The following is a 12975-nucleotide window of genomic DNA, read 5'->3' as shown; positions in this document are numbered from 1 at the left end:
TAAAATATGTACTTTGATGTTAATAATTGTTGTTTTGTTGCATGAGATACCTGGAAGTAATTTTCTATAACATTTCTTATGACATAAAAAACGCTCTGCCCGATACCAGAATTTTATATATTCCGGCCAGACAGAGAGTTCTTTTTTCTTCGTGAAATATATCACAGGATCAGGGCTCAGATTCTGTATAATCCCCTTTCTTCCCTTTCACCACAAGGCTTCTTTTTTCTTCTTTATATTCTCTTGGACTCCTTCCTGTTCTTGCTTTAAAAACTTTAGAAAAAGCTAAAGGGTCTCCATATCCCACTCTTGCAGCCACCTCGTTGACCTGGATATCTCCTTTTTTCAGAAGTGATTTGGCTTTCTCAATGCGGAGATTCATCAGGTATTCCTGCGGGGAACATCCGAGGCTTTTCTTAAAGGTGCTGGTAAGATAGCTGCGGTTGACTCCGATGCGGTCTGCCAGCTCATTGATCTTAAGCCGCTTGTCAAAGTTGGCTGCAATGTAATCTACTGCATGCTCCACATAAACGGAATTGGGATATCTGTGGGACGGAAGAAGATTGCCTTCTCTCAGACATGCATCCCGGTTATCTACGATCAGATCAGACAAAAGGAGCATCAGAAGTCCGTTCCGTTTCAGCTCATTTTCAAAAACGAGCTTGTTGGTCTGGACCATTGCATCAATATACTTCGCGGCATTTTCCATGCAGTGGATCCTTCGGACCGGATTTTCCCGGCTGAAACCACTTACATGGATCACTTCCTCTGCAGTCATTCCCTCAAATCCTACCCAGCGGTACGTCCAGGGATTGTCCATATCTGCCTCATACCAGGCCTCCACACTGGATGGGATCAGAAATGCCTCCCCGCCGGTCAGATGATACTGCTGTCCATCCATCTCAAAAACCCCGGTTCCGGATTCCACGATATGAAGCACATGGGAAATCCTTTTATTTGGTCCAAAGCGATGTCCCGGATCGCAGTTTTCCCACCCACAATAGGTAAGGCAGAGATCCACCGCACCTTTCTTTAAATTCTCCAGACATTTATATCTGTCTGAGTTTGTAAAACCAACTGTATGAAGCAACTTGTCACCTCCCTGATGTCATATATTATGTTTCCGCCTGTGAGCTGCTTCGCTACCCAATAACAGGCCGCCATATCCGGCGGCCTGTTATATTTCTGGTCAGGCGGATGTCTTTCTGCAGACAGTTTTTATTCTATCATTTACAGAAATCAACCCTCTGCTTCAATTGTATACAATACAGAATGGAAATCACCGTTTGTCTTATTGCAGTAGTCACGATCAACCGGGATTCCTGCATACATCAGCTCATTTCCGTAAGCTTTCAGGCACTTATCTTCCCATTTTACTTTGTAAAGCTGGTCCTCGTCAAGACCCTTGAAGCGCAGACGCATCCAGGAAGCATTGACCTTGTTCAGTCTTTCATAATATCCGGCAACTGCCTGTTTTTTGTCTCTGGAAACAACCATCCATGCAGTATCATTTCCTTCGAACGGGCTTAAGATACGGTAGAAATCACCCTCCACCTGGATCAGGTCACGATGTTCCTTCATGAATTCCACCTGTGCCTTTACCTCTTCGATCTCTTTGGCACTTAAAAGGTTCAGATCCAGCTCATAGCCAAAGGTTCCGAAATATGCCACATTTGCTCTTGTGGAAAGCGGTGTGGTACGGTGCAACTGATGATTCGGTACTGCTGATACATGAGATCCCATGCTGACGATCGGATAAACAAAGGAGGTACCGTACTGAATCTTTTCTCTCTCTGCTGCATCGGTATCATCACTGGTCCATGTCTGCGGTGCAAAATACATCATTCCAGGATCAAATCTTGCTCCGCCGCTTGCGCAGGATTCAAAGAGGATGTCAGGGAATCTCTCTGTCAGTCTTGTATACAGTTCATAAACACCAAGGATATATTTATGCATGGTCTTGCCCTGATCTGCTGCAGATGCGCCGCGGCTGAAAGGCTCGGACATGTAACGGTTCATATCCCATTTAATGTAGGAAATGGAAGATTCCTCGATAACTTTTGAGATGGAATCATAAATGAAATCCACAACCTCAGGTCTGGAAAAATCAAGAACATGCTGATGTCTTGAGTGGGACTCAAAACGCTCCGGTGCTCCGATGAGCCAGTCCGGATGTGCTCTGTAGCAGTCGCTGTTCTTGTTTACCATCTCAAGCTCTACCCAGAGACCGAATTTCAGGCCCATCTCCTCAATCTTGCGGGAAAGTCCGGAAATTCCGTTTGGAAGCTTATTCTTATTTACAAACCAGTCGCCAAGGCCCTGGTAATCATCGTTTCTGGTTCCGAACCATCCGTCATCCAGAACGAAAAGCTCTACCCCAACCTCTTTGGCTTTTTTTGCAATATTGAGGATTTTTTCCTCATTAAAGTCAAAATAGGTTGCCTCCCAGTTATTGAGGAGGATCGGTCGTGCATGATTTCTCCATTTTCCGCGCATCAGGCGGTCACGGTACAGTCTGTGGTAAGCCTGGCTCATTCCGTTTAAGCCCTTATCGCTATATACCATAACAACCTCCGGAGTCTGGAATTCCTCATCTCTGGAAAGCTCCCAGGAAAATCCCTGTGGATTGATTCCCATCATAACTCGTGTCATCTCGTAGGTGGAAACCTCGACCTGAGCAAGGAAGTTGCCGCTGTACACAAAGCTGAAGCCGAAAACCTCGCCTGTGTCTTCTGTTGTATGAGGACGTTTCAGTGCGATAAACGGATTCTGCTCAGAGCTGGAACCGGTTCCTGCAAGACTCTGTACAGCCTGTGTACCCATCTCAAGTTTACGTGTTTTTACATAGCGCTCACGTGCCCACGCACCGGAAAGATGGATCATCTCATAATCCATATCCGGAAACTCCACTGCTGCACTCATCACATTCTCAAGGCGGATCTTCTGATCCCCTTTCTGAACAAGGCGTGCGCTTCTGGTGATCACCGGGTAATCCTCATATACGGAATATGTAAGAACAAGGTCTGTGTCCATCACAGAATCATGAAGTGTGATATCCAGAGATGTTGCTTCCTCATCACTTTCTGTATAAGTTGCCGGAAGACCTGCAAGCTTCTTCTTGCCGCCATAGATCTCATGAGAAACATATTTGAAATCTACGATCTCGCTTCCGTTCTCCTGACGAACAGTAAGGGCAGGGTTTCTGTAATCACCGGTTCCGTAAACAGGATACTCCTGTTTGGTATACTGCATGGAAAGAAGTCCCGGTTCCGGAACGCATACAGCCATCAGGGAACGCATGATCTCTTCATGAAGATAACTGAAATCCTCTTTATCGCGGATAGCTTTTCCATAGTACAGATTCTCCATCTGACCATTTTCCATGATACAGGTGATGTAGCTTAAATGTTTGTTATAAATGTGGAATGTCTTTGATCCCTCGTGAAATTTGATCGGCATAATTTTCTCCTTTTTTCGTTTACTGCGGATAAAAATATCCGCCTCTTTCCTTAAGAATCATCAAATAACTGTGCATTTTGGCATTTGCTTCGATAAAAATACCGCTGACAACCTCAATAACCAAATCCTCAGTTATATACATTGTCAGCGGTCTTGTATTACCTTATGTAATATTTCTGATTACAGTTTTCCACCGCTGGTAGCAATACCTTCGATAAACTGTTTCTGGAAGATCATGTAGATCACGATCATCGGAATGCAGGCGATCAGAGATGCAGCCATCAGTTCCGGGAATTTGGATACGTACTGGCCCTGCATCTTTGCAAGTGCGGAAGAAAGTACCAGCATATCCTTATCTGTATTAACGATCATCGGCCACATCAGATCTTTGAATGCGAATACAGCTGTGAAAATTCCAAGTGCGACCATACTGGATCTTGTAAGTGGTGCCATGATGTAAAGGAAGGTCTGACCGATGTTACATCCGTCAAGTCTGGCAGCCTCCTCCAGATCCTTCGGCAGTCCCATATATCCCTGTCTCAGAAGGAAGGTACCGAATGCAGTAACAATACCTGGGAATACAAGGGCAAAGATCGTATTCAGCATACCCATCTTGCTGACCATCAGGTACTGCGGGATGATGAAGATCTGTACCGGAACCATCATCTGGAACAGTACAAGACCGAAGCAAAGATCACGGCCCTTGAAGTTCAGTCGTCCAAATGCATAGCCTGCCATAGTTGCTGTAAGAACCGCACACACTACTCGGAAGAAGATCAGAAGCAGTGTATTCTTGTACAGAAGCAGGAAGTTCATGTTATTGATAACAGAAATAAATGCGTCTTTTCTCCATATTTTCGGGAAAATGGTGAAAGGATCTACAGATGTTGCTTCCGTTACAGTTTTAAAAGCTGTCAGGATCATCCAGATAAATGGCACAAGCATCGTTATGGACACAATGATCAGTATGACATGTATTAAAATAGTGGTTAATTTCTTTTTTGTTTCCATACTATCCATGGTTAATCCCCCTTTTTAGTTGTAGAATACCCATTTCTTCTGACCGATCATCTGGAATACTGTCAGGATCATGGTGATAATAAGAAGTACTACTACGATCGTAGCGCCGTATCCCATGTTCTTATTGATAAATGCATATTTATAGAACAGGTAAACCAGTGACTGAGTCTTGGTAAGTGCCGGGTTTGACTTGTCAATAACCATATAGATCAGGTCGAATACCTGAAGGGATCCGATCACACGGGTAACAAGTACGAAGAAAATGGTTGGTGAAAGAAGCGGGACCGTGATGTTAAAGAATGCATTCACGCCTGTTGCACCGTCAATGGATGCTGCTTCATAATAATCTCTCGGGATCTCCTGAAGTCCTGACAGGAAAAGAACCATATTGTAACCGATGATAGACCATACACCGATGATCGCAACTGCAAATACTGCAATTTTCGGATTAGAAACCCAGTTTACATGAACATGGAAAACGTTATTGATAAGACCATAATCAGAGTTGAACAGCCATCTCCATACCATGGCTACCGCTGCCGGAGCTGCTACCATCGGAAGGAAGATGATGGTTCTGTAAATAGAACGGCCCTTCATCTTTCTGTTAAGAAGTACTGCAAGAACAAGTGCGATGACAATGGAAAAAGGGACCTCCACGATCGCATATTTGAATGTGTTGATCAGTGCCTGCCAGATCTCTTTATCTGCAAAAACCTTCTGGTAGTTCTGTAAACCGATAAAGATATTTCCTTTACCAAAATCTCCTGTCTTGAAAAAGCTCTGGTAAATAGTCTGGAAGATCGGAATGATGTTCAATACGATCAGTCCGATTGTTGTTGGGAGAATAAACAGCCAGCCCCAGAGGAACTCACTGCGCGCTCTCTTTGTCCGTGCCTGTGACTTGGTAGTTTTAGCCATAAGAATCACTCCTTCTATTCCTTCTATGTATGAGGCCGCTGCACCTGAGTGCGGCGGCCCCTCTCATTACTGCACTTAATTATCGGTGTTTCTTAATGCTTACTCCTCAGCCAGCTTCTCGTTCATCTGATCAGCCATCTGCTTGCAAGCCTCTTCCATTGTGATGTCGCCTGTGTATACGCCCTTAAGGATCTCGTTGTCCTCGTTCTCCCATGTTACAGTAGATTTGGAGTATGGACGGATCTCCATGTCATCCATCATGTTCAGATAAGCCTGAAGGTTGAAGTCTGCGGATTTAGCCCATGCATCAGATGTATCTTTGTATGCACTCATTGTAACACCAAGCTCAGCCTGTTTCTCCTGAGCCTCTTTGGATCCGAGGTACTCGATCAGCTGCCAAGCTTCGTCTGTGTGCTCACCGGAAGCAGATGCTGCCCATCCAAGTCCGTTATATGAGGAAGCTCTTCTGCCTGTCTCAGCGTTTTTAGGAAGCTCTACACAATCACTGTTCGCTGCTGTGTACTCGTTCCCTTTAAATGCTGCAAGCATCCAGGAGCCCTGGCATGTCATAGCGATCTTGCCAGCCTCGAAAAGTACGTCCTCGTTGTTCTCGGACATTGTCTCAAGAGACGGGATCACGCCATCCTTGATCCATCCTTCCAGTGTCTGCATAGCTGCGATCGTCTTCTCATCATCCCAGCCGGATTTTGTCTTGTCATCGCTGATGATGTATCCGCCGTTATCATAGATCAGGTTGTAGTATCCGGCCTGGTTGTTATCATTTCTCATTCCGAGACCGTACTGGGAACCATCATCCTTAGTAAGCTTCTTAGCTGCCTCTGTAACATCATCCCATGTCCAGTCAGCTGTCGGATAATCAAGTCCTGCCTCGTCAAATAATGTCTTGTTGTACCAGAGAGCGATTGTATCTATATCCTTCGGTACTGCATAATATTTATCATCGTATGTATACAGTCCCCAGATATCCTCCGGATAGTTCTCCGGATCGATCAGATCGCTGTCTTTGATCTTATCGGTCAGATCAAGAAGCATATCGTTGGACATGTATCTCTGACTCTCGTTGGAGTGCATCCAGAATACATCCGGAAGGGAACCACCCTGTGCACCGGCCTCGAGCATTGTCCAGTACTCATCCCATTTAACAACGGAGATCTCTGTCTTGATTCCTGTCTTCTCTGTGAAGTCTGCGAGAATTTCTTTGATTCCCGGCTCCTGGTTGGTGTCCCAGATGGAAACGGAAAGTGTAACGTCATCACCCTTGGCATATACAGGAACTGCTGTCATTACCATGGCACCTGCTAACAATAATGCTGCTACTCTTTTGAAATTCATAACTTCTTCCTCCTTTTAAATCTTTCTTATTTTCCCTCTTTCTTTGGTCAGTTTTTATATTTTTCCACGTCTCTGACCGTTGATATTATTATAATTGCACATGAAAAAATGATAAATGGATTATTGTCATTTCAATATAGAAAAATGTTGCTTTTTATTCATTTTATCCATTTTTTGTTCATACTTTGTTAATTATTCGTCATTTTTACATGTTTTCGTTTATTTCTTACATATATTTTCATATTTTTCACTATTTATGAGCATATTTTGGCACCCATTTATTTCCTTGTAGCAAAACCAACATTTTTACATATCTGTTTTTGTATGTTTTTACTAACTCAGCACATGTATAAATGTCATTTTCCGAAAAACACACTTTTCCTTTCCTAACATAATTCCATGCGTGCCATCATTTTCACATGTGCACGCAAAGTTCCATGTTTTTTTATACAGTCCCATAAACCGTGCTGATACTTATCTGCGTCTCCTCTCTTTACACACAATCAAAAACTATGCTAAGATTAGCTGTATCGGACTTTTCCCATATGGTCTGTTTTCATTTCTATATAAGGAGGTATTTCGTTATGAATCTTTTAAATGAAGATAATGTCGTCCATGTATTTCTCAACAAGCTGGGTGACATCGTGATCGCCAATCTTCTTTTTATTCTCTGCTGCATCCCCGTGATCACCATTGGGCCGTCACTAACTGCCCTTTATCACTGCATGATGCGTACAGTAAAAGGGAATAACAACGGCACAACGAAAACATTTTTCAGAGCTTTTAAGGAAAACTTCAAACAGTCACTGCTCATATGGCTGCTGATCCTTGCTGCCGGAACCATGATCATCCTGAATATCCGCTTTCTGCTCCATGCAGAAGGAAGCGCTGCACATATGCTGTTTTATCTTTCTGTGGGGGTTCTGACTCTGCTGATAATTTTTACTTTATACATATTCCCGGTGATCGCAACCTTCGCCAATACACTGGGGGCACTTTGCAGAAATGCATTTCTGCTGGCATTTATGCATTTCCCCACAACGATCGCCATTGCGGTGATCACGATTTTTCCATTGTATATGACATATCTCGATGCAAAGCTGCAGCCACTTTACGCATGCTGCTGGTTTTTCTTTGGATTTGGACTTGTAGCTTTTATAAATTCGATGCTGTTGTATCGATTTTTTAAGAAGCTGCTTCCTCCGGAGGAGGATATTTCGCTTTTGTGATGAAAAGCTTGGGAAAATTGTTATTTATTTAGATATAGTATTTTTAGATATAGTATTTTCGCTTTTCAAAGCGGAGGAAATCTGCGAGGGGGAAAGCACTCAGAGTTGCGAAGCCCGTTTTTCCCCCTCGCGCTCCCCCTTTCCGGGCACGCAATTGTTGTGCGTTGTCCTACACTCTCCTCAAAACAACCAGCCCATCATTCTCACCAAGAACCACATTCCGGCCACCATTCAGTACATCACCCTCAGTCTCTCCAAGGCTAACACACCTCCACTGCCCCTCAGGCAAAGTCACACTTCTGACAACCTCCCCCTGCTTCCAAACAGGCGCCACCAAAAGCGCATCACCAACCATAAACTGATCCATCACCCTCTCCATACCCTGTCCAGGGAAAACAAACTCCATAGAACGGGCAATCGGCTCACCAGTAACTTTCGCACACTCTACAGCCTTGAAAATCTCCGGCAGACATTTCTCTCTGAGCGCTAGCGCAGCCTTAACCTTCTGAAAATCCGCCTCAGGCAGCACCCTCCAAGGAGAAGCCGAAAACTGCATCACCGGCATCAAAGCCGCGATCTGTGCATACCGCACAAACATCTCCGGCGTACACGCATTCTCATTCCCATTCAAAAAGCAGGTATACTCACCCCCGCCAATCATATCCGGACTGCCAAAAGGATGCCCAGTAAGCCCCTGGAGCAACGTATCCGGGATCAATCCCGCAATACCACTCTCATCCCACTTCGTCTGCTTATCACAAAGTCTCTGCATCAGAGAATAACCCCCGGCCCGGAAACACACTCTCAGCTCATTAAACGCAAACTGCTCTCCAAACTCAGCCCAAAGCCTGGACAACTCATCCGTAGAAACATCACGGAACAGCTTATCACCCGCATGATAATAACAAGGATCACCCGCGTCCAGTTTAAAGCCATCCACACCCATATCCGTCAGAACATCCAGCTGATCCTTCAGCCACTTCATCGCATCCGGATTCGTCAGATCCAGAGCCGCAGAATACCCGTTCCACCACTCCAGGATACGAGGTTTCCCCTCCGGAGTCTCAATCAGAAAATGCTTATCCCTGGCCTTCCGAAACTCCAGCGTATCCGGAGTAACAAACGGACAGATCCACAACATCACAGAAAAGCCCATCTCATGCAATTCTTTGATCATCGCCTTCGCATCCTTGAAATTATCTCCCCTGAACTGCCACCTTCCATAATAAGGAGACCAGCCATCATCGATCATCAGAACACCTGATGGAAAACCATTTTCCAGAATACCTTTTGCATATTTCAGGATATTCTCCTGGGTCTGATAATAGGTAAGTTCAATCCAGGAATTATATACCGGTGCTTTGAAAAATCTGTCTGAAAGTTTGATCTCATGAAATGGAAAATGCGCTTTCATGGCTGCCAGGTATGCACCTCGCAGATCATTGAAGCCATCTTTCAGAATGATAGGTTCCGGACCTTCCGCCAGGATCTCACCATTTCTGAAAGAAATGTGAAAACCTGCATCGCTCCAGATGTAGCGGCCTTTCGAGGAAAGGAATAAAGGCATGATCTGATTGTGGGTTGGGTTTTCGCGGAAATCCCAGTCCACAATGTCGTCTGCACCTACGGGCTGGCGGTAGCCTTCGTAGACTGCGCCGCCATACCAGAATTCGTTTTTTAATATAGTTGTTTTCATGTTAAGGCTCCTCCTTTTATATGTAAATCTATTTTTTTAATGTTGAGGTTATTTTTTGGGGTATTAGTGTGAATTTATCCGCTTTTCAAAGAGTAGGAAATCTGCGAGGGGGAAAGCACTCAAAGTTGCGAAGCCCGCTTTTCCCCCTCGCGCTCCCCCTTTCCAGGCACACTATATTGTCGTACGCTGTGGGAATGTGTTAATGTATTGGCACGGCGATGTATTCTACGGTATTGATAATGCTACGCTCCGCCGATGTATTCATCCCGCTCCGTCAACCACATTTTCTCCAGCCGCTTCCCGTCTCGCCTGTAATCCCACCCACCACCGCCACTCTATCCCTTCCGCCCTGAAATACCAGCCCGTGAGGTGTGTGCTGCCTGTCGGCGGACTCTGCAGGAGGGGTGCTGATTCTTAGCCGCTGGAAATCTGCGTTGCTTCAAAAATTCTCGCTGTCTGAGCGGCTTCAGACGCGAGTTCGAGAATTTTTAAAGCGCTTTTAGCAGATTTTCAGCGGCTTAGAAGTCAGCCCCCGACGAAGCCCCGCCGACAGGCAGCACACACCTCGCGGGCGTCCGTATATCCATATCCATCCTTGCCCTTCCCACACCCAATATTGTATAATCACCTCATACAACATTCCATCCCATTTTGTGACCCAAAATTGCGTTTTTGTTGAATAACCCAAAAACAGGAGGCCCACCCAAATGAAAAACGATTCCAAAGAAACCCAAACCCAGCACACCCTATCCGTCTACTTCTGCGGCCAGGAAGACTGCGGCCCGAACCACTCCTTCGGCCCAGCCATGCGCCCACACTACCTCCTCCACGTGATCTTCCACGGCAAAGGCATATACCAGTGCAGCGGCCACACCTACCATCTGAAAGCAGGTGATGCTTTTCTCATCCGTCCCATGGACTCCATCTACTACCGCGCCGACACCTCCGACCCCTGGAGCTATGCCTGGGCAGGCTTTGACGGCTCCGCCTGCAAAGAAATCCTGAAACAAACCGTATTTTCCGACACCCCCATCTTCACCCCGGAAACACCCTCCCGGCAAAACAGCCTCCTCACCCACATGCAAAGCCTACTTGACACCTTTTCCGAAAACAACGGAAACGACCTTGCCTCCACAGGAAACCTCCTCCTGATACTATCCAACATGCAAAAAAAGCCCTCCGAAAGCAGGACCGACATCTCAAACCTGTACTTTCAGAAAGCCTCCGAATACATCAGAAACAACTATGCCTACCCCATCCAGATCTCAGACGTGGCACACTACGTAGGAATCGACCGTTCCTATCTTTACCGAATCTTCATGGAACATGAAAACACCTCCCCAAAACAATATCTCCTGAAACACCGCCTCCAGATAGCAGCCCAGCTTCTCTGCTCCTCCTCCTGCACCATCACAGAAGCAGCTCTCTCCTGCGGCTTCCGGGACGCTCCCTCCTTCTGCAACTACTTCCGCCAGGGAACCGGCTACACCCCAAAGGAATTCCGCAAAGCCTACAGCGGAACCATCTACACCTGACCAGACACCCGCACTCCGTCCTTTACCAGCCGGTCGGAAGATGATAGCTCCTAATCGCAGTTATAACAGCTGACCGAAACAATTCCATAACAGCAAAAAAAGACGGAAACCATCCCACAGACTCTGCAAATGATCTCCGTCTTTTATTTTTTTCCTGAAAAGAAATGCTTGATAAACACATACAAAACAATAATAAAAGCAAACACATAACCAAAGGCGCCCAACGCCGGAATCCCCCACAACTTCGGCTTCATATCTGTGGTACAGATAATACTGGAACTGATCAGAAGTGCCATCACCCACAGCCCCATCACAATATTCCGCACCAGCCGCCGCAAAAGCCACGCCAGATCATCCGAGGCATGAAGATCCAGATTGATCTTTGTCTGCCCCTTCATACAGCCCTGAAGGAAATCCGCCGCCAGAGAAGGAATATCCACTGCACGTTTCAGGGACCAGGCAAGATTTTTTCCTTCTTTTTTGATCTCACGCTTCCAGTTCCCATTGCTGAACAGCTGCTCCTTGAGCCTTGCCGCAGCAATCTGTGTCATATTGATATCCGGGCAGATCTCAGCCAGAACCCCCTCCACATGAGTCAGCCCCCTTGCAAGCATAGTCAGTCCGTGAGGCATCATGATCTTATTTTCTTTCATGACCTCCATCAGGTCCACCATCACTTCAGCCACATCAATGTTCCCCATATCCGCAGTACCGTATTTCTCCATAAGTCCGCGGATATCCTCATAAAGCTTGCTGGAATCCGGTTTGCCTTTAAACTCCCCAAGAGCCAGGACCGCATCCTGAATCTTGCCGATGTTGTTCATGGCAACCCCTTCAATAGCTTCTGCGATCAGCTGACGATCGTGCTCTGTAAGCCGCCCCATCATTCCCATATCGATCCAGACGATCTTTCCAGCCTGGATCCGCACGTTTCCCGGATGGGGATCCGCATGGAAAAAGCCATCCTCCATCACCTGTTTGATGAAATTATCCACATATTTCGTTCCGACCTCATTAAGATCATAACCATTGGCCAGAAGCGCAGCCTTGTCATTGACCGCAAAACCGTCAATATATTCCATCACAAGAATATGCGGCGAAATGTACTCACGGTAGAGAATCGGCACTTTCACAAAAGCCACATCTTTGTTCTTTTTTGCAAATTCCGCCATATTTGCAGCTTCTGTCAGGAAATTCATCTCCTCCTGAGTCACAGTCCACAGTTCACTTAAAACCATGTTCAGATCCACCATGCCCTTAATGCTCACCGGCGGCATCAGGCGCACTGCTTTATGCATCAGGCCGATATCCCTGGCCATGGTCTCATAGATTCCTTTTCGCTGAACCTTGATCACAACCTCTTCACCTGTTTTCAGCGTGGCCCGATGCACCTGGGCAATCGATGCTGCTCCCAGAGGTTTCTGCTCAATATGCTGAAATTCTGCCTGCCACGGACAGCCCATGGACTCTTCCAGTACCTCGATCACCTGGGAAAAAGGCATCGGCGGTACCTCTGAGCAGAGCTTCATCAGCTCGTCACAGTAGCGTTTCGGCAGAATATCAGAACGAAGAGACATGATCTGACCCAACTTAATATAAGTTGGGCCCAGATCTTCCAGTATGAGCCGGAGCTTCTCAGGAGAAACACCACGGGTAATGGCATGTTTTTTCAGAACGGCTGTAATCTCTCTCAGCCGCTCTCCATATCCGCCTTTCTCTTTTTTCTCCTTTTCTTCTCTGCCCATAAACTTCTCCATTTACTGCT

The 12975-nt window shown here is 46.0% G+C and carries 9 protein-coding genes; 2 read left to right on the top strand and 7 right to left on the bottom strand.

The features are described from left to right. Window positions 1-169: 169 nt before the first annotated feature. The 5 genes from CCC17_RS00965 to CCC17_RS00945 all read right to left on the bottom strand — a co-directional run bounded on the left by CCC17_RS00965 (window position 170) and on the right by CCC17_RS00945 (window position 6750). Entirely contained in the window at window positions 170-1090 is a 921-nt protein-coding gene (locus CCC17_RS00965; RefSeq protein WP_287082354.1) for an AraC family transcriptional regulator, read from the bottom strand. A 149-nt stretch (window positions 1091-1239) separates the two neighbouring features. Further along, a complete protein-coding gene (locus tag CCC17_RS00960; protein WP_287082352.1) occupies window positions 1240-3459 on the bottom strand; it encodes an alpha-galactosidase in 2220 nt (739 codons plus the stop codon). A 180-nt stretch (window positions 3460-3639) separates the two neighbouring features. Next, complete coding sequence (locus CCC17_RS00955) at window positions 3640-4479, bottom strand: carbohydrate ABC transporter permease (RefSeq protein ID WP_173754591.1); 840 nt, start codon at window positions 4477-4479, stop codon at window positions 3640-3642. Window positions 4480-4494: 15 nt separating this feature from the next. Beyond that, entirely contained in the window at window positions 4495-5397 is a 903-nt protein-coding gene (locus CCC17_RS00950; protein ID WP_287082351.1) for a carbohydrate ABC transporter permease, read from the bottom strand. A gap of 99 nt (window positions 5398-5496) precedes the next feature. Then, window positions 5497-6750, bottom strand: coding sequence for an ABC transporter substrate-binding protein (locus tag CCC17_RS00945; RefSeq protein ID WP_287082350.1), 1254 nt, complete (start codon window positions 6748-6750; stop codon window positions 5497-5499). A gap of 584 nt (window positions 6751-7334) precedes the next feature. Between CCC17_RS00945 and CCC17_RS00940 the strand changes: the two genes are divergently transcribed. Then, window positions 7335-7979, top strand: coding sequence for a YesL family protein (locus CCC17_RS00940; RefSeq protein WP_287082348.1), 645 nt, complete (start codon window positions 7335-7337; stop codon window positions 7977-7979). Between the two features lie 169 nt (window positions 7980-8148). On the opposite strand, the gene CCC17_RS00935 is transcribed toward CCC17_RS00940, so the two are convergent. After that, window positions 8149-9675: a glycoside hydrolase family 31 protein gene (locus CCC17_RS00935; protein ID WP_287082347.1), complete on the bottom strand. Its 1527-nt coding sequence runs from the start codon at window positions 9673-9675 to the stop codon at window positions 8149-8151. A 707-nt stretch (window positions 9676-10382) separates the two neighbouring features. Between CCC17_RS00935 and CCC17_RS00930 the strand changes: the two genes are divergently transcribed. Further along, entirely contained in the window at window positions 10383-11210 is an 828-nt protein-coding gene (locus CCC17_RS00930) for an AraC family transcriptional regulator (protein WP_287082345.1), read from the top strand. 143 nt (window positions 11211-11353) lie between these two features. Here CCC17_RS00930 and CCC17_RS00925 read toward each other — a convergent pair whose 3' ends face one another. Beyond that, window positions 11354-12955, bottom strand: coding sequence for an ABC1 kinase family protein (locus CCC17_RS00925; protein WP_287082344.1), 1602 nt, complete (start codon window positions 12953-12955; stop codon window positions 11354-11356). Between the last annotated feature and the right edge of the window lie 20 nt (window positions 12956-12975).

The sequence above is a fragment of the Blautia sp. LMAG:36 genome (assembly GCF_008680535.1).
Classification (GTDB): Bacteria; Bacillota; Clostridia; order Lachnospirales; family Lachnospiraceae; genus Blautia_A; species Blautia_A fusiformis.
This window is presented reverse-complemented; position numbering and strand designations above follow the sequence as displayed.